Raw genomic sequence first — 23,028 nt, 5'->3', positions numbered from 1 at the left:
GCCTGTTCGCCGCATCCGGATCCTCGACGTGAGCGGTGCCCGGCGCCGGAACGCGCGCCGTCACACGTCGAGCAGGTGCGGCAGGCCCGCGCGGTAGCGGTCGGCGTCGATGCGGCGCATCGGTTCGAGTTCGGGTGGCTCGTGCAGTCGGTACAGCGCCGGCGGTGCGGCGGGCGAGTCGGCGGCTTCGAGCAGCGCGGTGACGGCCGCACGCGCGGATTCGCCGGCCGACTCCATGGTCGCGAGATCGATGTCGGTGCGGACGTAGTCCCCGGCCAGGAAGAGGTTCGGGATCGCGGTGCGGGCGTCGGGCCGGTCGGACAGGGAGCCGACGGTGTTGACGAGCAGGGGTGTGGCGTTGGTGTTGCGGCCCTGCGCGGGATCCCACCGGATGCCGGGGTCGAGGAACCACGAGACGATGTCGTCCTCGTCGAGGACGCTGGTGCCGGTGTCGTCGAGGCATGCCGACATCTGGGCCCACGTCTCCTGGGCGATCTCCTCGGCCGTGCACTCCTTGGCGGTCTTGCCGTGGAGGACGCCCGGGGTGTCCCAGTCGGAGATGTCCACGGACAGGCAGTCGTGGGCGCTGCCGTCGCCGTAGCGGCCGGCGAAGTCGCCGCGCCAGAACTGGCCCTGGCTGATGGAGGTCAGTGCCCACGGCGAGCCGAGGTATGCGACGTGGCCGGCGGCGATCGGGGTGGGCCGGCGCAGGAAGTACTGGATGCCCACCATCCAGTCCGTCTGCAGGTTCCGCATGCCTTCGAGGCGAGGATCTGCGGCGAGGATCCGCGGTGACCACAGGGGCGCGGCCCGTTCGACGGGCATCGCCGCGACGTACCAGTCGGCTTCGGCGACGGACCGGGTGCCGTTGCCGTCCACCAGCCGCACTCCGGTGATCGAACCGGACGCGATGTCGAGTGCTTCTGCCGCCCAACCCATTTCGAATACGACGCCCAGGTCGCGCAGGTGCGCGGCCCACGGGCCGATCCACGCCTCGTCGGTGGGAGCGGCCAGGACCCGGTCCAGATGGCCGTATGCGGGGACGGTGCCCATCGCGTTCCACATGAACGCCTGGCCCATGATGCCGATGGTGCGGGTGGAGGCGACGGTGGGCCGGGCGGCCACCAGTTGACGGGTCAGGGCCGAGACGAGGATGTCGCGGTAGGCCGACGACTTGCCGTCGGCCTCGAGCGTCTGCGACCACGTCCGGTGTTCCCACTGGCCGTCGCGTCGTTCGAGACTGCTGGTCAGGAACATCACCAGCTTGCGGGTGAAGACGGCCAGTTCGTGCGGGGGGATGGCGTTGCCGAGGGAGAAGGCCGCGGCCAGGGATTCCTGCAGCGAGGCGGGATCGAGGACGCCGTGGGGGAGCGGGGCGATCGACGCCGGGGCGATGAGGTCGGGCCCGCCGGGGATCGCCATCCGGAAGGCGGCGCCGGCGACGAGATTGTCGAACACGCCGTTCGGATTGCCCGGGAAGGGGATCCGTCGCATCGTGTCGGGGATGTGCTGGTAGAAGCCCGGGAAGAAGCGGAATCCGTGCTCGCCGGGCAGGTCGGCGCGGCCGCCGGCCGCGGTGCCCGGCGACGGGATGCTGCGGGCCTTGCCGCCCAGGGCGGTCGGTTCGAAGACGGTGACGTCGAAGCCGCGTTCGATCAGTTCGTGGGCGGCCGTCAGGCCCGCCACCCCGCCGCCGAGCACGGCGACGCGGCGGCCCGTCGAGCGCAGCGCCGGGGAGCGCGGGGCGGCGTGGGCGGGGGCGGGCGCGACCGCGAGGGCGCCCAGGGCGGTGAGGAAGGTGCGGCGGGAAAGTCGGGTGTCGAACACGAGAAGCCCCCATCCGGACGTCGTTCTGAAAACAACCGTTGTCACATATATCCGATGTGTGCGTCTCGCGCGGGGAATTCACTGAACGGTGCCGACGTAGCGTTGCCACGCGGGCGTGCCAGGATTGGCCCATGACCAACGGAACACTTGTGTTGCTCCGCCACGGCGAGAGCGAATGGAACGCGATGAACCTCTTCACGGGATGGGTGGACGTCCACCTGACCGACAAGGGGATCGCCGAGGGCAAGCGGGCCGGCGAACTGCTCGCCGAGCACGATCTCCTGCCGGACGTGCTCTACACGTCGCTGCTGCGCCGCGCCATCAGCACCGCCAACTACGCGCTCGACGCCGCGGATCGGCACTGGATTCCGGTCGTGCGCGACTGGCGCCTGAACGAGCGGCACTACGGTGCGCTGCAGGGCAAGAACAAGGCGGAGATCAAGGCGGAGTTCGGCGACGAGCAGTTCATGCTGTGGCGCCGCAGCTACGACACCCCGCCCCCGCCGATCGAGCCCGGCAGCAAGTACAGCCAGGACAGCGACGTCCGGTACGCGGACGTCGACGAGGTGCCGCTCACCGAGTGCCTGAAGGACGTCGTCGATCGCCTCATCCCGTACTGGGAGGAGACCATCTCCCAGGACGTGCGGGCCGGCCGGACCGTCCTGATCACGGCCCACGGCAACTCGCTGCGTGCTCTGGTCAAGCACCTCGACGGGATCTCCGACGAGGAGATCGCCGGGCTGAACATCCCCACCGGCATCCCGCTGCGTTACGACCTCGACGAGAACCTGCGCCCGCTGAACCCGGGTGGCACGTACCTCGATCCCGAGGCGGCCGCGGCGGGTGCCGCCGCCGTCGCGGGTCAGGGCGGCCGGTAGTTCCCAGGGGCCGCGGGCGACTGTCCGCGGCCCCGGGAAACGGGCGGTGAACACGCGGCAAATGCTGCGAACATGCGGTGTGACGTGCGGCGGAATGCCCCGACCCGCTGTCACCGCCGCGCCGCGCGTACGTACGATTCGAGACGTGACTGTTGCGCAGGCCGTGCTGCTCGCCGGGGCCGCCGTCCTCGGTGCCGTGTCCGCGATCGTGCTGATGCGGCTCCTCCGGCGCCGGGCCGCCGACCGCACCGACGCCGACCTCACCATGGCGCAGGTCCTCGATCGCGTGGTCTTCGGCGCGGACACCGGCATCGCCGTCGTCGACCGGTTCCACGACGTCGTCCTGTTCAATCCGCGTGCGGAGGAACTCGGCCTGGTCCGCAACCGGCTCGTCGAGGACTCGGCCTGGGCCGCCGCCACCCGTGTCCTCGAGACGGGTGAACCCGCCGAGCTCGACCTCACCGCGAAGACGCCCCGCGGTCGCGAGCGCGTGGCGGTGCGCTGCGTCGCGCGGCGTCTGCTCGACGACGACGCGCGCTTCGTCGCGCTCTACGCCTACGACGACTCCGAGCAGGTCCGGATGGAGGCCACCCGCCGGGACTTCGTCGCCAACGTCAGTCACGAACTCAAGACCCCCGTGGGCGCGATGGCCCTGCTCGCCGAAGCCCTGCTCGAATCCGCCGACGACCCGGAATCCGTGCGGCACTTCGGAACCCGGCTACAGAGCGAGGCCAACCGGCTCGGCAACATGGTGACCGAACTGATCGCGCTCTCGCGCCTGCAGGGGGCCGAGAAGCTGCCGAACCTCGAGGTGGTCGAGGTCGACGACGTCGTCGAGGAGGCGCTGCGCCGCACCCGCCTGACCGCCGAGAACGCGCAGATCACCGTCACCACCGACGCCGCCGGCGGGTACGAGGTCCTCGGCGACCAGACCCTGCTCGTCACCGCGCTGGCCAATCTGATCGAGAATGCGATCGCCTACTCGTCTCCGGGTTCGCCGGTGTCGGTCAGCCGGTCCCTGCGCGCGGGCAAGGTCGCGATCGCGGTGACCGACCGCGGCATCGGGATCGAGAAGGAGGACCAGGAGCGCGTCTTCGAACGGTTCTTCCGGGTCGACAAGGCCCGTTCCCGCGCCACCGGTGGCACCGGTCTCGGGCTGGCGATCGTCAAGCACGTCGCCGCCAACCACAACGGGGAGATCCGGTTGTGGAGCCAGCCGGGAACCGGGTCGACGTTCACGCTCCTCATCCCCGCCTGTTCGCCCGATCCCCGCGAATCCCACGGAGCCACACCTCGCCACGAGGGCGGCCCCGCGCTGACGGTGGAGCGGTGACGGGCGAGCGGTGACGGTGGAGCGGGGCGACCATGCCGACACCTACGACGAGAATCGGAAATGAGCCGGATGCACCAGGTGACAAAGGGTACGGAGGACCAGCAGTGACGCGTGTGCTGATCGTGGAGGACGAGGAATCGCTGGCGGATCCGCTCGCGTTCCTCCTGCGCAAGGAGGGCTTCGAGACCACCGTCGTCGGTGACGGACCGTCGGCGCTCGCGGAATTCGACCGCGCCGGCGCGGACATCGTCCTGCTGGACCTGATGCTGCCCGGCATGAGCGGCACCGATGTCTGCAAGCAGCTGCGCAACCGGTCCGGCGTGCCGGTGATCATGGTGACCGCGCGCGACAGCGAGATCGACAAGGTGGTCGGCCTCGAACTGGGGGCGGACGACTACGTCACCAAGCCGTACTCGGCGCGCGAACTCATCGCCCGCATCCGTGCGGTGCTGCGCCGCGGCGGGGAGAACGACGCCGAGGCGACGCAGGACGACGGGATCCTCGAGGCCGGGCCGGTGCGGATGGACGTGGACCGGCACGTCGTGCACGTGGCCGGGAATCCCGTCACGCTGCCGCTCAAGGAGTTCGACCTGCTGGAGTACCTGCTGCGCAACTCCGGCCGGGTGCTCACGCGCGGCCAGCTGATCGACCGGGTGTGGGGTGCCGACTACGTCGGCGACACCAAGACCCTCGACGTGCACGTCAAGCGGCTGCGCTCGAAGATCGAGGCCGACCCCGCCAAGCCGCAGCACCTGGTCACGGTCCGCGGCCTCGGCTACAAGCTCGAGGGGTAGGGGCCCGCCCCCGGGGTGCGCTCGGCGGCGGCCGTCGTCGCGGGATGCACGGCGATCAGGCCCAGCCCCTCGCGACGACGGCACAGCCGCGCGAGTTCGTCGTAGGCGGCGTCGCCGATCAGCTCGCGCAGTTCCGGTGCGTACGACTGCCAGACCGGTGCGGCCCCCACGTGGGCGTCCGGCGAGCCGGAGCAGTACCAGTCCAGGTCGTGGCCGCCCTCGCCCCAACCGCGCCGGTCGTACTCGGTGACGACGGTGCGCAGCACCTCGGTGCCGTCGGGACGCTCGACCCAGTCCTGGGTGCGGCGGATCGGCAGTTGCCAGCACACGTCCGGCTTCACCTCGAGAGGCTCGATGCCGCGTCGCAGCGCCATCTTGTGCAGCGCGCAGCCGATGCCGCCGGCGAAGCCCGGCCGGTTGAGGAAGATGCACGCCCCCTTGTAGCGGCGAGTGCGCAGGGCCGGCTCGTCCTCGAGGTCGTCCTCCTCGAGATAGCCCTTCTTGCCGAGTCCCTTCGGCATCAACTGCCAGTCCTCCGGCGTGAGATGTCTCACTGCGGCGTCCAGCTTGGCGCGATCGTCGTCGTCCGACAGGAACGCGCCGTGCGAGCAGCATCCGTCGTCCGGCCGGCCGGCGATGATGCCCTGGCACGCGGGCGTGCCGAACACGCAGGTCCAGCGGGAGAGCAGCCACGTCAGGTCGGCGGCGACGACGTGCTCGCTGTTGTCCGGGTCGATGAACTCCACCCATTCGCGCGGGAAATCGAGGGGCACTTCGGGGGCCGGGACCTGCTTGTGTGCGGCACCGGGCATACCTGCTGTCACAGGACCCGACGGTAGACCCAGTACCGTATGTATGTGCGCCTTGGGGTACTCGACGTCGGAAGCAACACCGTTCATCTACTCGTGGTGGACGCTCATCGCGGTGGCCATCCCACCCCCATGAGCTCGACGAAGGCAACCCTACGCCTGTCCGAGAACACGGACGACCGCGGTGACATCACCCCGCAGGGCGCCGACCGGCTGGTCGAGACGGTCGCCGACTTCGCCGGCATCGCCCGCACCTCCGGATGCGAGGAGCTGATGGCGTTCGCGACCTCCGCGGTGCGCGATGCCACCAACTCCGACGCGGTGCTCAGTCGCGTCCGCGCCGAGACCGGCGTCGCGCTCGAGGTGCTCTCCGGTGTGGACGAGGCCCGGCTGACGTTCCTCGCGGTGCGGCGGTGGTACGGCTGGAGCGCGGGACGCATCCTGTGCCTGGACATCGGCGGCGGCTCCCTGGAGCTGACCTTCGGCGGCGACGAGGACCCCGACGTGGCGTTCTCGTTGCAGCTCGGTGCCGGGCGCCTGACCCGGGACTGGCTGAGCGAGGACCCGCCCGGTAAGCGGCGCGTCGCGGTGCTGCGGGACTGGCTCGATGCCGAACTCGTCCGGCCCGCCGAGGAGCTGCGGGCGGCCGGTGTTCCCGACCTGTGCGTGGGGAGCTCGAAGACCTTCCGCACCCTCGCACGGCTGACCGGTGCCGCCCCGTCGTCGGCGGGCCCCCGGGTGCGGCGCACCCTGACCGCCGCCGGGTTGCGTCAGCTCATCGCATTCATCTCCCGCATGACGGCCGCGGACCGTGCCGAGCTCGAGGGCGTGAGCTCCGACCGGTCGCAGCAGATCGTCGCCGGTGCCCTCGTCGCGGAGGCCGCCATGCGCGCGCTGGGAGTGGAAACTCTCGATATCTGTCCCTGGGCCCTGCGCGAGGGGCTCATTCTCCGCAAGCTCGACACCGAGATGGGGGGCGAACTGATGGTGGTTTCGCAATGACGGACGGCAGCAGCACCGACACCGGGCAGATCTCCGTCGCGGAGCTGCTGGCCCGCAACGGCCAGAAGGTGAATTCCCGCGCCGGCGGACGCCGCCGCCGTGGCGTCAGCGGCGGCATCTCGGTTGCGGAACTGACCGGCGAGATTCCCGTGACCGCCCCGGAACCGGCCCAGGCGCCGAAGACCGGAGTCTCCGAGGCCGACGTCCCCGAGACCGAGGCTGCCGAGACCGAGGCTCCCGAGACCGAGGCCCCCGAGACCGAGGCTCCGGAGAGCGAGGCCCCGGAGAGCGAGGCCCCGGAGGCCGAACCCGTCGTGTCCGCTCCGCCGAAGGCGCAGGCGCCGGTGCCCTCGACGACGCAGGCGCCGGTGGCTCCGAAAGCGCTGGCGCCGGTGCCGCGGCGGCCGGACCGTCGCGAACCCGAGCCCGAACCCGAACCGTCCGAGACCGAGGCGACCGGGCCCGGGACCCCGGCCCCGACGTCCCCGCCCCGGACGCGCGAGGAGCCGGCGGCCGAGCGGGTGCCGGTGAAGGTCGAGTCGCCGACCGAGATCATCCGTCCGGCCGTCCTGCCGCGACGAGCGCGCGCGCACGCCGAGGTGGCCGTGAGTGCTCCGGCGCGGCCCGCGGATACCCCCGAGCCGAGGCTGCTGTCCGGGCCCGCGAGCGACCTGCGGGGCAGCGGCGACGACACCGCCGATGGCGAGACCGAGACGATCGGCAAGGCCGTGGCCGCGGACGAGCCGGACGTGGAGCAGCGGGAGAAGCCCGCGTCCCGTCGCAGCGACGCCGCAGCGGCGGAGACCCCGTCCGCGGCGGAGTCCGACGTCCCGTCCGGCACCGGCGAGTCCCGCAGCGCGATCGCGCAGTGGTCCCGGTTGATCGGCGAGGGTGTCGTCGCGATCGTCGCGGGCGCCCTGCTGTTCAAGGGCTTCGAGCAGTTGTGGGATGCGTTGCCGTGGGTGGCGTTCGCACTCGCCCTGCTGGTCATCGTCGGCCTGGTGGCGATGGTGCGCATCCTGCGCCGCACCGACGACATCGCGAGCCAGCTCATCGCCCTCGCCGTGGGTGCCTTCGTGACGTTCGGTCCGCTGTTGTTCCTGCTGCCCACCGGCTGACCCGGCACATCGTCATGAGCACCCTGTCGCGAGAGATCCTGGTCGGACTGTCCACCGCTTCGGTGTACCCGGAGAACACCGAGGCGGCCTTCCGCTATGCGGCCGAACTCGGCTACGACGGCGTGGAGCTGATGGTGTGGGCGGAGTCGGTGAGCCAGGACGTGCGTGCGGTGCAGGCGCTGGTGCGCAAGTACGGCATACCGGTGCTGGCGGTGCACGCGCCGTGCCTGTTGATCTCGCAGCGTGTGTGGGGTTCGGATCCGGCCGCGAAGCTCGAGCGGTCGGTGCGCGCAGCGGAAGCGCTCGGGGCCGCGTCGGTGGTGGTGCATCCGCCGTTCCGATGGCAGCGCCGGTACGCGGAGGGCTTCGCGGATCAGGTCGCGGACCTCGAGGACCGCAGCCACGTGGTCGTGGCGGTGGAGAACATGTACCCGATGCGCGCCGACGTGTTCTTCGGCGGCCGCGACCGCACCGCGCAGCGCATGAGACGGCGTGGCGGGCCCGGCCGTGCGGTGTCGGCCTTCAGCCCGTCGATCGATCCCACCGACACCGGCTTCGCGCACTACACACTGGACCTGTCGCACACGGCCACGGCGGGGATGGACGCGATGGCCCTCGCCGAGCGGATGGGCGGCGGTCTGGCTCATCTGCACCTCGCGGACGGTCACGGCGCGTCGACGGACGAGCATCTGCTCCCGGGCGACGGCGGCCAGCCGTGCGAGCAGGTGTGCCGGCTACTGGCCGAGAGCGACTTCACCGGGCACGTCGTCCTGGAGGTCAGTACCCAGGGGGCGCGCACGCGGTCCGCGCGGGCGGGAGCGCTGACCCGGTCGCTGGCCTTCGCGCGCGAGCATCTGCACCGGGCCCCCCGCCTGGCGATCACCACCGGGCCCGAGCATCCGCGTGCGACGACGATCGAGCAGGTGCACCCGTCAGGCCAGAGCACCGAGTCCGGCGCCGAGAACCACGACTCCTGAGATCGTCACGCCGGCGACGAGGGCGGCGGCACCCAGCCATACGCAGGCGATCATGGCGCCCGGCCGCCTGGGGTCCGGGCCGAGCACGGACAGGAAGAACCCGGCGGGAATCAGGATCGCCGAGCCGAGCACTGCGATCGCGCCGGCGGCGGCCCATCCGGGTGAGGCGCCGACGGCGTCGGTGAGCACGGCGACCAGCAACCCCAAGGTGACGAGGACGCCGGCGTGGGCGTGACCGGCGCGGAAGAAGGACTTCTGCAGGTCGTTGGCCGGCACGTGCCCGCCCGCGACGCGCAGCAGGAACGTGCCGCCGAAGGCGATCCCGGTGACGGTGAGCAGGGTGGCGCCGAGAGCGACGACGAGTACGGGGTGCACGGAATCCTCCTCGCGGAGTATTGGATAGTTACAGTATCCAATACTGGATAGTTGTACTATCCACTGTCAAGGGGAGGTGGCAATGCGGATCTCGGAACTGGTGGACCGGACCGGCGTCCCGCTGGCGACCGTGAAGTACTACCTGCGCGAGGGGCTGCTGATGCCGGGCGAGGCGACCAGCGCCACCCAGGCCCGGTACGACGGGCGGCACGTGCGGCGCCTCGCGCTGATCCGTGCGCTCGCCGCCCAGGGGCTGCCGCTGCCGCGCATCCGCGAGATCGTCCGCCTCCTCGACGGCACCGACGAGTCGCTGTTCGTCGCCCTCGGCCGGGCCATCGCGGCGCTGCCGCCCTACCCGCCGGGCGACGGCGAGTCCGTACCCCACGACTATCCGCGCGCCCGGCACGTCCTCGAACGGCTCGGTCAGCTCTACGACCCCCGGTTCGCCGCCGTCGCACAGCTCGAGCGGGCCCTCGCCGCCCTCGACTCCGCCGGCCTGACGATGAGCGACGAGCGCATCGACGTCTACGGACGGCACGTGCTCGGCATCGCCGAGATCGACATCGACCTGCTGCCCACCCGCTCCCGGGAGGCGACGGTCGAGGCGGCGGTCCTCGGCACCGCCCTGTACGAACCCGTCCTCACCGCGATGCGCCGTCTCGCACACCAGCACCTTGCCGCCCGTCGCCTCACCGAGTCCGGCCCGCCCGTCCCCGATTCACCGGACGGACCCGTCCCCGATTCACCGGACGGACCCGTCCCCGATTCACCGGACGGACCCGTCCCCGATTCACCGGACGGACCCGTCCCCGATTCACAGGAGCAGCAATGACCGACACCGTGCCCGATCCCGGCAACCACCCCTTCCGCGACCTGACGACGCTCGACGCCGCCGGCGACGACCGTTGGCTCGCGCACATCGCCCCGGTCTGGACGATCGGCCCCAAGGTCCACGGGGGCTGCATGCTCGCGGTGTGCGCCGCGGCGGCCCGGTCGGCGGCGCAGGCGGCGGGAGCCGATCCGGCGGTGCAACCTCTTGCGGTCAGCGCCGGGTTCGTTGCCGCCCCCGACCCGGGCGACGTCCAGCTGACCACCATCGTCCGCAAGCTCGGGAAGCAGGTCGGGCTCGTCGACGTGGAGCTCTCGCAGGGCGATCGGGTCGCGGTCCGTGCCTCGGTGACGCTCGGTCGGCCCGACACCGGCGAGCCGCGATACACCACTGCCCATCCGGTGGCCGAACTGTCGGTGCAGCCGCCCGCGGACGCGCCGCTGATCGGCCCCGGCCACCCGATGGCCCAGGTGGTGAACCTGTGCGGGGGCGCCGACCTCGTGGTGGACGAGACCAGTGCCCGTTTCCTCGCGGGAGAGCAGGGTGAACCGGTGGTGCGGATGTGGGCGCGGCCGTGGCCGGGGGACGAGGCCGACGTCGACACCGCCGCGCTGTTCGCGCTCATGGCCGGGGACATCTCGGCTCCGGTCACCATGAACCGGGGCCTGTTCGGCTGGGCGCCGACCGTGCAGCTCACCGCGTACCTGCGGCGACTGCCGGCGCCCGGCTGGCTGCGGATCATGGCCGACAGCACGGTCCTGGGCAACGCCTGGTTCGAGGAGGACCACACCGTCGTCGATGCCACCGGCGCCGTCGTCGTGCAGAGCCGTCAGCTCGCCATGGTCCCGCGCTGATCGTCGGGGCGATGCGGGCCCCGGCAGCGGCCGTGGCAGGCTGTTGCCCATGACGAGAATTGCGGTGATCGGCGGCGGCAGGATCGGTGAGGCGCTGGTCTCGGGGCTGCTGCAGAGTGGATTCGCGACCAAGGATCTGGTGGTCGTCGAGAAGTTCCCGGCGCGGAGCGAGGAGCTCACCGCCGAGTACTCGATCCGGGTCACCGACTCGATCGCCGACGCGGCCGAAGGTGCGGACGTGCTGGTGATCGCGGTCAAGCCGGGCGACGTCGACGTCGTGCTCGCCGATCTGGGCAAGGCAGACCTCGACAGCGAACGCGAGAAGCTGCTGATGTCGCTGGTCGCCGGCGTGCCCACGTCCCGGTACGAGAACCGGCTGCCGGCCGGATCGCCGGTTGTGCGCGTCATGCCCAACACCCCGATGCTGGTGGGGGAGGGCGCGAGCGTGATCGCCGCCGGCCGGCACGTCAAGCCCGACCACCTGGCGCTGGCACGTGAGGTCCTGGAGTCGGTGGGGACCGTGACGGTGGTTCCCGAGTCCCAGATCGACGCGGTGACCGCTGTGTCCGGTTCCGGTCCGGCATATTTCTTCCTCGTCGCCGAGGCGATGATCGACGCGGGCGTCGCCCTGGGACTGACGCGGGCGACGACGACCGAGCTCGTGGTGCAGACGATGACCGGCTCGGCGGCCATGCTCGCCCGGTCGGGGGAGAACGCCGCCGACCTGCGCGCGGCGGTGACATCGCCGGGTGGAACCACCGCGGCGGCGATCCGGGAACTCGAGCGCGGCGGCGTGCGGACGGCGTTCTACGAGGCCCTCGCGGCCGCCCGGGACCGCTCTGCGGCACTCGGTTCGTCCGCCGATTGAGGAAATTGGTCGTCCGCATCGTCGCACGGGAACCATTGGTCACGCTAAGCTCGATTGAGCACGTGCGTGTCTGTTCCGCCGGAGGGGAAGCCGGCGGCGCGGGACGTGCCGGAGGTGTGTAATGGTATCTGGAAGCAAACCGTCGAAGGGTCAACCCGAGGACGGTCAGTCGGTTCTCTCCGGCACCCAGTTCCTCACCGTCGCCGAAGTGGCGGCGCTGATGCGGGTGTCGAAGATGACCGTGTACAGGCTGGTGCACAGCGGGGAACTGCCCGCCGTGCGAGTGGGACGTTCGTTCCGGGTGCACGCCAAGGCCGTGCACGATTACCTGGAAACGTCCTACTTCGACGTCGGCTGAGCGGTCGACGGCCGCAATCGGAGCCCGGAGCGGACCTCGGTTTCACTACTCGAAACCCGCCCCGGTACGATTGCTTGTCGTCGTACCGGCCACCCGGTGTCGTGAGGCGCTGAGCTCGTCACCACGCGGCCCAGCGTCGACTACAGGCGTACGTCACCGGCGTGCGCGCAGGAACGCTAGAGAGAACGTGAGGGAAACCCAGATGGGTTCTGTGATCAAGAAGCGCCGCAAGCGCATGTCGAAGAAGAAGCACCGTAAGCTGCTCCGCCGCACCCGAGTGCAGCGTCGTAAACTCGGCAAGTAGATCGATTCCCCGATGCCCGTCACCCGTGTGGTGGCGGGCATCGAGCGTCTGTGCCGACGGCCCGTCACGAGGTCGTCCGCGGAACGCCCGATCCGGGTGGTATGCGGAGTCCGGGTGGCTGAGGACGAACGTCCCGCCTCCGGGTCTTTCCAGTGATCGGTTACGCCGGTGTAATGCTTTGTTGCGAGAGTCACCGTATCGTGAGAGACCGGAGTGACAGCAGGGGGTGAGTGGGTGAGTTCGGAGATCGACGGCATCGACCCGCCGAGGGTGGCTCTGGTCACCGGCGCGAGCCGATTCCTCGGCGGGTACCTGGTCACCCGTCTGGCCCAGCACCCGGACGTCGAACGCGTCATCGCGGTCGACACCCAGTCGCCCACCAAGGACATGCTGCGGCGCATGGGCCGCGCCGAGTTCGTGCTCGCCGACATCCGCAACCCCCTCATCGGCAAGGTCATCCGGAACATGGACGTCGACACCGTCGTCCACACGTCCACCCTCACCAAGGCGCCGAAGTCCGGCAGTCGCGCCGCCATGAAGGACATGAACGTCCTCGGCGCGATGCAGTTGTTCGCCGTGTGCCAGAAGACCCCGTCCGTGCGACGCGTCGTGCTGCGCTCGTCGTCGGTGGTGTACGGATCGAGCGCGAAGGACCCCGCGAAGTTCACCGAGGAGATGAGCGCGCGCCGCCGTCCGACCGGCGCCTTCGCCCGCGACATGATCGAGGTCGAGGGCTACCTGCGCGGGATGGCACGCCGGCGGCCGGACATCGCGGCGACGATCCTGCGCCTGGCCCCGACGGTGGGCAACCACCTGCCCGGCTCCGTCTCGCGATACCTCACCTCCCCGATCGTGCCCACCATTCTCGGCCGCGATGCCCGGTTGCAGTTGCTGCACGAGGAGGATGCGCTCTCGGCGCTCGAGCGAGCCACCGTCGCCGGCCAGTCCGGGACCTACAACGTCGCCGGGGACGGCATCGTGATGATGTCGCAGGCCGTGCGGCGGGCCGGCGGACTGACCGTGCCGATGCCCTACGGCTTGTTCCGCACCGTCGGGCAGGCGCTGATGGGGCCGGTGATGAAGTCGTTCAACAAGGAAGAACTCGACTACTTCCACTTCGGGCGCGGGCTGGACACCACGCGGATGCGCACCGAACTCGGCTTCGAGCCGAGGTGGACCACGAGGCAGGCCCTCGACGACTACGCTCGCAGCGTCGGGCTGCGGCAGGTCGTCAGGACGGAATGGGTCGATCGAACCGAGTCGATCCTGCTCTCGGCGCTCGGAGAGCGAATGGAGGCGCGATGACAGAAGTGGCCAAGGTGATTCCACTCCACGGGGGAGCGGGGTCGGCACGACGGGCGGGTGCACGCCCGGGCGCCGGTTCCGGTCACCCGTCGACGTACGGCTCCCCGATCCCACCCGAACCGCCCGCGGCGCCGGTGCAGGAGACGGCGGCGGACGGGTTCCTCGACGACCTGCGGCACAAACTGGTCGGGCAGATCACCGGCACCGCCGAGTTCCTGCGGCGACGGATCACCGGCGACTACGAGGTGGACGACTTCGGCTTCGACCCGCATTTCACCGACAACGTCCTGCTGCCGGCGCTGCGGCCGCTGTTCGAGAAGTGGTTCCGTGTCGAAGTGCGGGGCATCGAGAACATCCCGGCCGACGGGCGCGCGCTGATCGTCGCCAACCATGCCGGCACCTTGCCCGTGGACGCATTGATGACCTCCGTCGCGGTGCACGACCTCGCCCACCGTCCCCTGCGTATGCTCGCCGCCGACCTCGCCTTCGGTATGCCGGTCGTCGGCAGCGTCACCCGCAAGGCGGGGCACACCCTCGCGTGCCATCCGGACGCCGAGCGGCTCCTGCGCGAGGATCAGGTGGTCGCGGTGTTCCCCGAGGGGTACAAGGGTCTCGGCAAGCCGTTCAGCGAACGCTACAAGCTGCAGCGGTTCGGGCGCGGGGGCTTCGTCTCGGCTGCGCTCCAGACGAAGGCACCGATCGTGCCCTGCTCGATCGTGGGTTCGGAGGAGATCTACCCGAAGATCGCCGACCTGACGTCCATCGCCCGGCTCCTCGGTCTTCCGTACTTCCCGATCACCCCGTTGTTCCCGGCCCTAGGCCCGCTGGGCATCGTGCCGCTGCCCTCGAAGTGGTACATCGAGTTCGGTAGTCCGATCGCCACCGACGTCTACGACGATGCCGCGGTGGAGGATCCGATGGTGTTGTTCGAGGTGACCGACCACGTGCGGGAGACCATCCAGCAGACGCTGTACCGGTTGCTCACCAAACGGCGCAACGTATTCCTCGGTTGAGTCCGGCCGTCACGCCGCGGAGTCGCGGCGACGGCCGAGAGCGGCGGCGAGCGCGCCCCCCGCGGCACCGAGAGCCAGCGCCGTCGGAACGCCGATGCGCGCCGCCTTGCGGGCCGTGCGGAAATCCCGGATCTCCCACCCCCGGGTCTTCGCGAGTTCCCGCAGGTCGGCGTCGGGGTTGACGGCGACCGGCGTGCCGACGAGCGAGAGCATGGGTACGTCGTTGTGGCTGTCGGAGTACGCCGTGCAGCGCTTGAGGTTCAGTCCCTCGCGGATCGCCAGGGCCCGCACCGCGTGGGCCTTGCCCAGGCCGTGCAGGATGTCGCCGACGAGACGGCCGGTGAACACGCCGTCCTGCGACTCGGCGACGGTGCCGAGGGCGCCGGTCAGACCGAGGCGCTCGGCGATGACATTCGCCAGTTCGACCGGGGTGGCGGTCACCAGCCACACCTGCTGCCCGGCGTCGAGGTGCATCTGCGCCAGCGCGCGAGTGCCGGGCCAGATCTTGTCCGCGATGATCTCGTCGTAGATCTCCTCGCCGAGGCGGGCCAGCTCCGCCGTGGACCGGCCGGCGACGAACGACAGCGCCTTCTCGCGGCCGCTGGCGACGTCGTCCGAGTTCTCCTTGCCGGTGACCCGGAACTTGACCTGCTGCCAGGCGAACTCGGCCAGGTCGGACTTGGTGAAGTAGTCGCGGGCGGCGAGTCCGCGCGCGAAGTGGATGATCGACGCGCCCTGCACCATCGTGTTGTCGACGTCGAAGAACGCGGCCGCGGTCAGATCCTGCGGAACGGGAGTCGTCGAGATGCCGACGGGCTCGGCTTCGGTGCGGGCCTCCTGCAGGGCGAGCGCGGCATCGGCACTCGCCTGTCCGGCGAGGTTCGCGCGGACCTCGGCCTCGCTGGGGCCGAACTTGCTCCACAGCCGGCGCCGGCCCGGCCGGATCAGACCGGCCAGGGTCTCGCTGACGCGACCGGCCAGGTTCTCGCCGAATCCCCAGCCGTGTGGCACTGGACGTTCCGGCACCTGCACCTCCCTGTTGCGCGACGGCCGTGCCGTCGAGTGCTGCCGGCCGGGTTTGCCGGCGGCCGGCCGTCGTGTGTGGCAGACCGCCTCAGCCTAGCCCGCGCCGTGCCCCGCTCCGCGCGTTGCCGCATGTGGACCGGGGGTGTGACATTCGTCTCGGCGGGGTATGGCGCACAGTTGACCTCATGAGCGAACACCTGTCCGGGCCCGCCGCCACACCCGGCGCCCGCCACGAGATCACTCTCCTCGTCCGAGCCGGCTGCGGCGCCTGCGCTCCCGCGCTGGCGCTGCTCGAGCAGCTGTGCGACGAGTTCGGCGCGGGCCTGACGTGCATCGATGTCGATCGGGCTGCCTCGACGGATCCCGACCTGCGCGCCGAATTCGGCGATCGTCTGCCGGTGGTGCTGCTCGACAGCCGGGAGCACAGTTACTGGGAGGTCGACGAGGCACGATTGCGGGCCGATCTGGCCGGTTGAACACCGTCGGGCGGAACCGTGGTGCAGGTGAGAAGCACATTCGGGGCCGTTCGAGCAACTTTGTGCAGGGCTTCACAAGCGGTTACCGTGGTGTGAACGAATCCCCCGGATCACCGTGAGGACCGACGTGTACCCGTCGGCCGGACGAGGAGCCACGAACGTGACAGAGCTGCACCCCCCGCAGGGCGATGCCGCCCGCGGCGGCGTCGCCGAAGTCGACGGGGGTGCGTCTCCCGGTGTCCCCGTGCGGGACATCCCCCAGGCTACTGTGACGCGTCTCGCGACGTACCTGCGGGTCCTCGGAATGCTCGCCGACGAAGGCACGCTCATCGTCTCGAGCGAGGAACTCGCCACCGCATCCGGGGTCGGTTCCGCGAAACTCCGCAAGGATCTGTCCTTCCTCGGGCCCAACGGGGTGCGTGGCGTCGGGTACGACGTGCTGCGCCTGCAGGCCCGCATCGAGAACGCGCTCGGCCTCGACCGGGGACACCGCGTGGTCCTCGTCGGCGTCGGCAATCTCGGTCGCGCACTGGCCGGCTACGCAGGGTTCGACCGCCGCGGCTTCACGATGGCCGGACTGTTCGACGCCGACCCGGCGCGGGTGGGCACCCGGGTGGGCAACCTGACCATCCGGCACGTCGACGGACTCGAAGCGGCCGCCCGCGAACTCGCCGCCACGATCGGCGTGATCGCGACCCCGGACGACGCTGCTCAGGGCGTATGCGACCTGCTGGTGCGGTCCGGCGTCCGGTCCGTGCTGAGCTTCGCCGCGGCACCGCTCGAGGTACCCGACCATGTCGAGGTCCGGCGGGTCGATCTGTCCGTGGAAATGCAGGTCCTCTCGTTTCACAGCGCCCGCAACGACGCGCCGGTGGACGGCGGTCGCGCCGGTCTGCCCGACATCCGCCGGGTCGCGTCGGGCGAAGCACGACGGGCCGCGACCGGCGCGTCCCGGCTCACCGCCCAGAGAGCGAGCGCGACCGGGCGCACCGCGCCGAGCGCGACCGGGCGCACCGCGCCGAGCGCGACCGGGCGCACCGCGCCGAGCGCGACCGGGCGCACCGCGCCGGGCGCGACCGGATTCACCGCATCAGGAACGCCGAGCCCAGTGGCCTCGGCAGCGACAAGAAACGGATCGGTGATTGCGCCGTGAGTGTTCTCCTCGTCGGGGTCTCGCACAGGACCGCGCCCGTCTCGGTGCTCGAAAAGGTGGCCGTCACCGACACCGACCGACCCAAGCTCACCGACAAGATGATGGCCTCCGGCCACATCTCGGAGGCGATGATCGTCTCCACCTGCAACCGGGTGGAGATCTACGCGGTGGTCGACGCGTTCCACGGCGCGCTGGCCGACGTGAGCGAGCTCATGGCCGAGCACTCGGGTCTGACCCTCGTGGATCTGCACAAGCACGCGTACGTGCGCTACAGCGAGGCGGCCGCCGAGCACCTGTTCGCCGTGGCCAGCGGCCTGGACTCGATGGTGGTCGGTGAGCAGCAGATCCTCGGCCAGATCCGTACCGCCTACGCGAGTGCCGACGCTCAGCAGGCTGCCGGCCGGGCCCTGCACGAGCTGGCTCAGCAGGCGCTGCGCGTGGGCAAGCGAGTGCACACCGAGACCGGCATCGACGCGGCGGGTGCGTCCGTGGTGTCGGTGGCGCTGGACAAGGCGGCGACCGTGCTCGACGGTCTGGCCGGCCGCACCGCCGCCGTGATCGGTGCGGGCGCGATGGGCGGGCTCGCCGTCGCGCACCTCACCCGCGCCGGGATCGCGCGCATCGTGGTGGTCAACCGGACCCGGGAGCGCGCCGAGCGGCTCGCCGAGACCGCCCGCGGCAACGGCATCGAGGCCGACGTGCTGCCGTTCGACCGGCTCGCGGCCGCGTTGTCGCAGGCCGATGTGGCCGTCACCTGCACGGGTGCGGTCGGTACGGTCGTCACTCTCGCCGACGCACACCGGGCCCTCGCCCAGCCCGAGCGCGGCACCCGTCCGCTGGTGATCTGCGATCTCGGCCTGCCGCGCGACGTGGAGCCGGCCGTCTCGGGTCTGCCCGGCGTCACCGTCTTCGACATGGAGTCGCTGCAGCGCGATCCCGCGGCCGGCGCCGCCGCCTCCGATACGGACGCCGCGCGTTCGATCGTGGCCGCCGAACTCGCCGACTATCTCGCCTCCCAGCGTCTGGCCGAGGTCACCCCCACCGTCACCGCGCTGCGTCAGCGCGCCGCCGAGGTCGTCGAGGGCGAACTGCTGCGGCTCGAGTCCCGGTTGCCGGGACTCGACGACGGCCAGCGCGGGGAGGTGGCCCGCACGGTGCGCCGCGTCGTCGACAAGCTGCTGCACGCGCCGACGGTGCGGGTCAAGCAGCTGGCGTCCACCCCGGGCGGCGACCAGTACGCCGAGGCGCTGCGCGAGCTGTTCGAATTGCGGCCGGGTGCCGCCGAGGCCGTCGCCACCCCGGTGGCGAAGGAACTCGGTGCTCTTCCCGACGTGACCGGCGCGACCGACCTGTCGGCCGCGCTGGATCCGGCCGTCACCACGGAGCTGCGGTCGCCCCGGAAGCAGTCGCCCGGAGCACTGGGAGCTTCTCGAGAGGAAAGGCAGGCATGAGCGCCGAGGTCGCATCGGACACCCGGATCGAAGCCGGAACCGGCAGCCGCACGCTGCGGATCGGAACGCGCGGCAGCCTGCTGGCGACGACGCAGGCGGGCACCGTCCGGGATGCGCTGATCGCCGCCGGCCATCCCGCCGAACTGGTCGTCATCACCACCAAGGGTGACGTCACCGCGGGCCCGGTCGAGCGGATCGGCGTCGGCGTCTTCACCGCCGAGCTGCGTGAGGCGCTGCTCGCCGGCGACGTCGACCTGGCCGTGCATTCGTACAAGGACCTTCCGACCGCGCAGGATCCGCGACTGGTGATCGCCGCCGTGCCGCCGCGTGAGGATCCGCGTGACGCGCTCGTCGCCCGCGACGGGCTGGTCCTCGGCGAGCTGCCGCCGGGCTCGCGGGTGGGCACCTCCGCGCCGCGGCGGCGTGCCCAGCTCGCCGCCATGGGTCTGGGCCTCGACATCCGGCCGCTGCGCGGGAACATCGACACCCGGCTCGGGAAGGTCGCGTCCGGCGAACTGGACGCCATCGTCATTGCGCGCGCGGGACTTTCGCGTATCGGCCGCCTCGACCGGATCACCGAGTCCCTCGAACCGGTGCAGATGCTGCCGGCGCCCTCCCAGGGTGCTCTCGCGGTCGAATGCCGCGCGGAGGACACCGCACTGATCGAGATCCTCGCCGGTCTCGACGACCGCGCCAGCCGCGCGGCGGTCGTCGCCGAACGGGCGCTGCTCGCGGAGCTCGAGGCCGGCTGCACCGCCCCCGTCGGGGCCGTTGCCGAGGTCGTCGAATCCCTCGACGACGACGGCCGCGTGATCGAGGAACTGTCCGTGCGCGGCTGCGCCGCCGCCCTCGACGGCTCGGATGTGCTGCGCGCGAGCGCCGTCGGCGCCACCGCCCGCGCGGAGGAACTGGGCCGGGCGGTGGCTCGCGAGTTGCTCGATCTCGGTGCGCGTGAGCTGATGACCAGCCGGGGGGACGACGCGCCGGAACAGGGCACGGCCGATGTTTGACGCCGTCCGCCCGCACCCCAGGTTTCCCTTTACCGCAGATTCGACCGCACTGGAGAATGACCGATGAGCCGAGTCCGTAAGCACAATCCCGGACGGATCCTGTTCGTGGGAGCTGGGCCGGGCGACCCGGCTCTGCTGACCGTGCGCGCCCGCGACGTGCTCGCGGGCGCGACGATCGCCTTCACCGACCCCGACGTCGACAGGGGGGTGGTGGCGCTCGTCGGCACCACCGCCGGCCGGGACGCGGAGACCGGGGAGCCCGTCGCCGAGGTGCGTCCCGCGCTGGGCGAGCCCACCGAGGTCGCCAAGACCCTCGTCGCGGAGGCGAAGAACGGCCACGATGTCGTGCGCCTCGTCGCCGGCGACCCGCTGACCACCGACTCGGTGATCGCCGAGGTCAACGCCGTCGCCCGCACCCACGTGGTGTTCGAGGTCCTGCCGGGCCTGACCCCCGGCTCCGCCGTGCCGAGCTACGCCGGCATGGCGCTGGGCTCGTGCCACACCGAGGTCGACGTGCGCGGCGAGGTGGACTGGGCGGCGCTCGCCGCCGCGCCCGGCCCGCTGGTGCTGCACGCCACGTCCGGTCATCTCGCGGAGACTGCGAGCGCCCTCGTCGAGCACGGGCTCGCGCCGCAGACCCCGGCGGCGATCACCGTCCGTGGCACGACCCGGCAGCAGCGCACCGTCGAAGCCACCCTCGCCACGCTCAACGACGCCGGTTCCGAGCTCGTCGGTCCGCTCGTCGTCACCGTCGGCAAGATCGTCTCGCAGCGCGGCAAACTCTCGTGGTGGGAGTCCCGCGCCCTGTACGGGTGGACGGTGCTGGTGCCGCGCACCAAGGAGCAGGCCGGGGAGATGAGCGAGCGGCTCGTCACGCACGGAGCGATCCCGATCGAGGTGCCGACCATCGCGGTGGAGCCGCCCCGCAGTCCGGCCCAGATGGAGCGGGCCGTCAAGGGACTCGTGGACGGCCGCTACCAGTGGGTGGTGTTCACCTCCACGAACGCGGTGCGCGCGGTGTGGGAGAAGTTCGAGGCGTTCGGCCTCGACGCTCGCGCCTTCTCGGGTGTGAAGATCGCGTGTGTCGGGCAGGCGACCGCGGACAAGGTGCGCTCGTTCGGGATCACCCCCGAGCTGGTGCCCTCGGGCGAACAGTCCAGCGAGGGGCTGCTGGCCGAATTCGCCCCGTACGACGACGTTTTCGATCCGGTCAACCGAGTGCTGCTGCCGCGCGCCGACATCGCCACCGAGACCCTCGCGGAGGGCCTGCGCGAGCGGGGCTGGGAGATCGACGACGTGACTGCCTACCGCACGGTGCGGGCGGCACCGCCGCCGGCCGAGACCCGCGAGATGATCAAGACCGGTGGGTTCGACGCGGTGTGCTTCACCTCGTCGTCGACGGTCCGCAACCTCGTGGGTATCGCGGGTAAGCCGCACGCGCGCACCATCGTCGCGTGCATCGGGCCGAAGACCGCGGAGACCGCGATCGAGTTCGGGCTGCGGGTGGACGTGCAGCCGGAGACCGCGCAGATCGGTCCCCTGGTGGAGGCGCTCGCCGAGCACGCCGCCCGGCTGCGGGCCGAGGGCGCATTGCCGCCGCCCCGCAAGAAGTCCCGCGCCCGCCGCTGACCCCCGTGCGCGGTTCCGGTAGCCCCCGCTACCGGAACCGCGCACGGCTTGCCCGGAAGGTGAGTCCGCCGATGTACCCCGATGTCCGTCCCCGCAGGCTGCGCACCACCCCGGCCATGCGCCGGCTGGTTGCCGAAACCTCCCTCGAGCCGCGGCATCTGGTGCTGCCGATGTTCGTCGCCGACGGCCTCGACGCGCCGCGGGAGATCCCGTCGATGCCCGGTGTGTACCAGCACACCCCCGATTCGCTGCCCGCCGCGGCGACCGCGGCGGTCGAAGCCGGTGTGGGTGGGCTGATGCTCTTCGGCGTGCCGCGAGCCGAGGACAAGGACGCCCGCGGCTCGGGCGGCACCGACCCCGACGGCGTGCTCAACCGTGCGCTGCGGGACCTGCGCGCCGAACTCGGCGATGCGACGGTCCTGATGGCCGACACGTGCCTCGACGAGTTCACCGACCACGGTCACTGCGGCGTCCTGGGTGCCTCGGGTGCGGTGGACAACGACGCCACCCTCGAGCGGTACGCGGAGATGGCCGTCGCGCAGGCCGAGGCCGGCGCGCACCTGCTCGGTCCGAGCGGGATGATGGACGGTCAGGTCGCGTCCATCCGCGCGGCGCTCGACGCCGCGGGGCATCAGGACGTGGGGCAGATCGCGTATTCCGCGAAGTACGCCTCCGCGTTCTACGGGCCGTTCCGGGACGCGGTGGGGTCCTCGCTCGAGGGCGACCGGCGCACCTACCAGCAGGATCCGGCGAACCGCCGGGAGGCGCTGCGCGAGGTCGATCTCGATCTCGCCGAGGGCGCCGACCTGGTGATGGTCAAACCCGCGATGTCGTACCTCGACGTGCTGCGCGAGGTCGCCGACCGCTCGGACGTGCCCGTCGCGGCGTATCAGATCTCGGGCGAGTACGCGATGATCACCGCTGCCGCGCAGAACGGCTGGATCGACCGGGACACGGCGATCCTGGAGTCGCTGACGAGCATCCGCCGCGCCGGTGCCGACATCGTGCTCACGTACTGGGCGGCCGAGGTCGCGGGCCGGCTCTCGTGAGCACGCCCGAACCGTCGCAGTGGCCCGGGCCGCCGGACACCCCGCCCGGGCCGGTACCGGCGCAGCGGCGCCCCACTCCCGTGGACGTCGAGACCGCGTTCCAGTTGTGGTGCGCGGTCGCGGTCCTGGGGTTGGTGTACCTCGGCGCGAGTGTGCTGCTGATGTGGGAGCGCCGGGACGAGTTCGTCGACCAGATGACGGCGGAACTGGCCCGGCAGACGCCACCGGTGGACATGCCGCGCGAGACGGTGGAATCGTTGCTGCCGTTGGGATTCGGCATCACCGCCGTCCTGGGGCTCGTGTTCACCGGCCTGTTCCTGCTCGTGGCCTTCGCGATGCGGCGCGGCCGGAACTGGGCGCGCATGCTGCTCACGATGATCGGTGTCTTCCTGACCGTCACGGCGATCCCGACGGTGTTCGGCGTGGGTGCGCTGGGCGGCGGTGCCGGCCTCGTGATCGGTCTGGTGAGCATCCTGCAGGGGGTGTGTTCGGTCGGGGCGATCGTGCTCATGCACCGCCGCGAGCCGAATCTGTACTTCCTCCGGTTGCCCCCGAGCTGACCCGACGAGCGCGCGGAGTACGGTGTCTGA

General features: G+C 71.2%; 24 protein-coding genes. 20 read left to right on the top strand and 4 right to left on the bottom strand.

The genetic code is table 11. The features are described from left to right. Positions 1–60: 60 nt before the first annotated feature. Complete coding sequence (locus QNA09_RS16995; protein ID WP_119699933.1) at positions 61–1,827, bottom strand: FAD-dependent oxidoreductase; 1,767 nt, start codon at positions 1,825–1,827, stop codon at positions 61–63. A gap of 131 nt (positions 1,828–1,958) precedes the next feature. On the opposite strand from QNA09_RS16995, the gene QNA09_RS16990 reads away from it, so the two are divergent. The 3 genes from QNA09_RS16990 (at position 1,959) to QNA09_RS16980 (ending at position 4,832) form a co-directional block, all read left to right on the top strand. Next, on the top strand, positions 1,959–2,705 hold the full coding sequence (locus QNA09_RS16990; RefSeq protein WP_010592094.1) for a phosphoglyceromutase: 747 nt from the start codon (positions 1,959–1,961) through the stop codon (positions 2,703–2,705). A gap of 145 nt (positions 2,706–2,850) precedes the next feature. Then, positions 2,851–4,038 carry a cell wall metabolism sensor histidine kinase WalK gene (locus QNA09_RS16985; protein WP_010592093.1) on the top strand — a complete coding sequence of 396 codons (1,188 nt, stop codon included), beginning with the start codon at positions 2,851–2,853 and terminating at the stop codon, positions 4,036–4,038. Positions 4,039–4,142: 104 nt separating this feature from the next. After that, on the top strand, positions 4,143–4,832 hold the full coding sequence (locus QNA09_RS16980; RefSeq protein ID WP_010592092.1) for a response regulator transcription factor: 690 nt from the start codon (positions 4,143–4,145) through the stop codon (positions 4,830–4,832). On the opposite strand, the gene QNA09_RS16975 is transcribed toward QNA09_RS16980, so the two are convergent. Beyond that, positions 4,814–5,644, bottom strand: coding sequence for a hypothetical protein (locus QNA09_RS16975; RefSeq protein ID WP_010592091.1), 831 nt, complete (start codon positions 5,642–5,644; stop codon positions 4,814–4,816). The two genes, QNA09_RS16980 and QNA09_RS16975, sit on opposite strands and share 19 nt — an antisense overlap. A gap of 45 nt (positions 5,645–5,689) precedes the next feature. On the opposite strand from QNA09_RS16975, the gene QNA09_RS16970 reads away from it, so the two are divergent. The 3 genes from QNA09_RS16970 to QNA09_RS16960 are packed head-to-tail and all read left to right on the top strand — an operon-like array spanning position 5,690 to position 8,738. Then, the gene (locus tag QNA09_RS16970; protein WP_082752488.1) at positions 5,690–6,643 is read left to right on the top strand and encodes a Ppx/GppA phosphatase family protein; all 954 of its coding nucleotides are present in this window, start codon (positions 5,690–5,692) and stop codon (positions 6,641–6,643) included. Then, positions 6,640–7,761, top strand: coding sequence for a hypothetical protein (locus tag QNA09_RS16965; protein ID WP_064065777.1), 1,122 nt, complete (start codon positions 6,640–6,642; stop codon positions 7,759–7,761). The genes QNA09_RS16970 and QNA09_RS16965 overlap by 4 nt, the downstream gene beginning before the upstream one ends. Before the next feature lie 14 nt (positions 7,762–7,775). Then, positions 7,776–8,738 carry a sugar phosphate isomerase/epimerase gene (locus QNA09_RS16960; RefSeq protein WP_017680057.1) on the top strand — a complete coding sequence of 321 codons (963 nt, stop codon included), beginning with the start codon at positions 7,776–7,778 and terminating at the stop codon, positions 8,736–8,738. On the opposite strand, the gene QNA09_RS16955 is transcribed toward QNA09_RS16960, so the two are convergent. After that, a complete protein-coding gene (locus tag QNA09_RS16955) occupies positions 8,694–9,113 on the bottom strand; it encodes a hypothetical protein (RefSeq protein WP_017680056.1) in 420 nt (139 codons plus the stop codon). The two genes, QNA09_RS16960 and QNA09_RS16955, sit on opposite strands and share 45 nt — an antisense overlap. A gap of 82 nt (positions 9,114–9,195) precedes the next feature. Between QNA09_RS16955 and QNA09_RS16950 the strand changes: the two genes are divergently transcribed. From QNA09_RS16950 to QNA09_RS16920, 7 genes are all read left to right on the top strand, one after another. Continuing rightward, entirely contained in the window at positions 9,196–9,945 is a 750-nt protein-coding gene (locus QNA09_RS16950) for a MerR family transcriptional regulator (RefSeq protein WP_119699932.1), read from the top strand. Next, entirely contained in the window at positions 9,942–10,796 is an 855-nt protein-coding gene (locus tag QNA09_RS16945; RefSeq protein WP_017680054.1) for a thioesterase family protein, read from the top strand. The genes QNA09_RS16950 and QNA09_RS16945 overlap by 4 nt, the downstream gene beginning before the upstream one ends. Positions 10,797–10,845: 49 nt before the next feature. Next, positions 10,846–11,664: a pyrroline-5-carboxylate reductase gene (gene proC, locus QNA09_RS16940; protein WP_026137606.1), complete on the top strand. Its 819-nt coding sequence runs from the start codon at positions 10,846–10,848 to the stop codon at positions 11,662–11,664. A gap of 121 nt (positions 11,665–11,785) precedes the next feature. Beyond that, positions 11,786–12,022, top strand: coding sequence for a helix-turn-helix domain-containing protein (locus QNA09_RS16935; RefSeq protein WP_003937551.1), 237 nt, complete (start codon positions 11,786–11,788; stop codon positions 12,020–12,022). A gap of 202 nt (positions 12,023–12,224) precedes the next feature. Further along, positions 12,225–12,326 carry a 30S ribosomal protein bS22 gene (locus tag QNA09_RS16930; protein WP_003402602.1) on the top strand — a complete coding sequence of 34 codons (102 nt, stop codon included), beginning with the start codon at positions 12,225–12,227 and terminating at the stop codon, positions 12,324–12,326. Between the two features lie 234 nt (positions 12,327–12,560). Beyond that, entirely contained in the window at positions 12,561–13,631 is a 1,071-nt protein-coding gene (locus tag QNA09_RS16925; protein ID WP_017680052.1) for an NAD-dependent epimerase/dehydratase family protein, read from the top strand. Then, positions 13,628–14,644, top strand: a complete 1,017-nt coding sequence (locus QNA09_RS16920; RefSeq protein ID WP_040270916.1) for a lysophospholipid acyltransferase family protein — start codon at positions 13,628–13,630, stop codon at positions 14,642–14,644. The genes QNA09_RS16925 and QNA09_RS16920 overlap by 4 nt, the downstream gene beginning before the upstream one ends. Before the next feature lie 9 nt (positions 14,645–14,653). Here the strand turns inward: QNA09_RS16920 and QNA09_RS16915 are convergent, their stop codons facing one another. After that, positions 14,654–15,670 (bottom strand): HAD family phosphatase, encoded by a 1,017-nt coding sequence (locus tag QNA09_RS16915; protein ID WP_026137603.1) that lies wholly within the window; start codon positions 15,668–15,670, stop codon positions 14,654–14,656. A 185-nt stretch (positions 15,671–15,855) separates the two neighbouring features. Here QNA09_RS16915 and QNA09_RS16910 point away from each other — a divergent pair, with 185 nt between their 5' ends. From QNA09_RS16910 to QNA09_RS16880, 7 genes are all read left to right on the top strand, one after another. Then, a complete protein-coding gene (locus QNA09_RS16910) occupies positions 15,856–16,146 on the top strand; it encodes a glutaredoxin family protein (RefSeq protein WP_010592079.1) in 291 nt (96 codons plus the stop codon). A 160-nt stretch (positions 16,147–16,306) separates the two neighbouring features. Then, positions 16,307–17,299, top strand: a complete 993-nt coding sequence (locus QNA09_RS16905) for a redox-sensing transcriptional repressor Rex (protein WP_208643850.1) — start codon at positions 16,307–16,309, stop codon at positions 17,297–17,299. Beyond that, positions 17,296–18,750, top strand: coding sequence for a glutamyl-tRNA reductase (locus QNA09_RS16900; protein ID WP_010592077.1), 1,455 nt, complete (start codon positions 17,296–17,298; stop codon positions 18,748–18,750). Before QNA09_RS16905 ends, QNA09_RS16900 begins: the two co-directional genes overlap by 4 nt. Beyond that, positions 18,747–19,760: a hydroxymethylbilane synthase gene (gene hemC, locus QNA09_RS16895; protein ID WP_010592076.1), complete on the top strand. Its 1,014-nt coding sequence runs from the start codon at positions 18,747–18,749 to the stop codon at positions 19,758–19,760. Before QNA09_RS16900 ends, hemC begins: the two co-directional genes overlap by 4 nt. A gap of 63 nt (positions 19,761–19,823) precedes the next feature. After that, the gene (locus QNA09_RS16890; protein ID WP_017680048.1) at positions 19,824–21,389 is read left to right on the top strand and encodes a bifunctional uroporphyrinogen-III C-methyltransferase/uroporphyrinogen-III synthase; all 1,566 of its coding nucleotides are present in this window, start codon (positions 19,824–19,826) and stop codon (positions 21,387–21,389) included. Between the two features lie 71 nt (positions 21,390–21,460). After that, entirely contained in the window at positions 21,461–22,438 is a 978-nt protein-coding gene (gene hemB, locus QNA09_RS16885; RefSeq protein ID WP_010592074.1) for a porphobilinogen synthase, read from the top strand. After that, complete coding sequence (locus QNA09_RS16880; RefSeq protein ID WP_119699931.1) at positions 22,435–22,998, top strand: hypothetical protein; 564 nt, start codon at positions 22,435–22,437, stop codon at positions 22,996–22,998. The genes hemB and QNA09_RS16880 overlap by 4 nt, the downstream gene beginning before the upstream one ends. The last annotated feature ends 30 nt before the right edge of the window (positions 22,999–23,028 follow it).

The organism is Rhodococcus sp. AH-ZY2, from assembly GCF_030916465.1.
Lineage (GTDB): Bacteria > Actinomycetota > Actinomycetes > Mycobacteriales > Mycobacteriaceae > Rhodococcus > Rhodococcus ruber.
The sequence above is the reverse complement of the archived record's forward strand: the minus strand, read 5'-3'. Positions and strand labels throughout refer to the sequence as shown.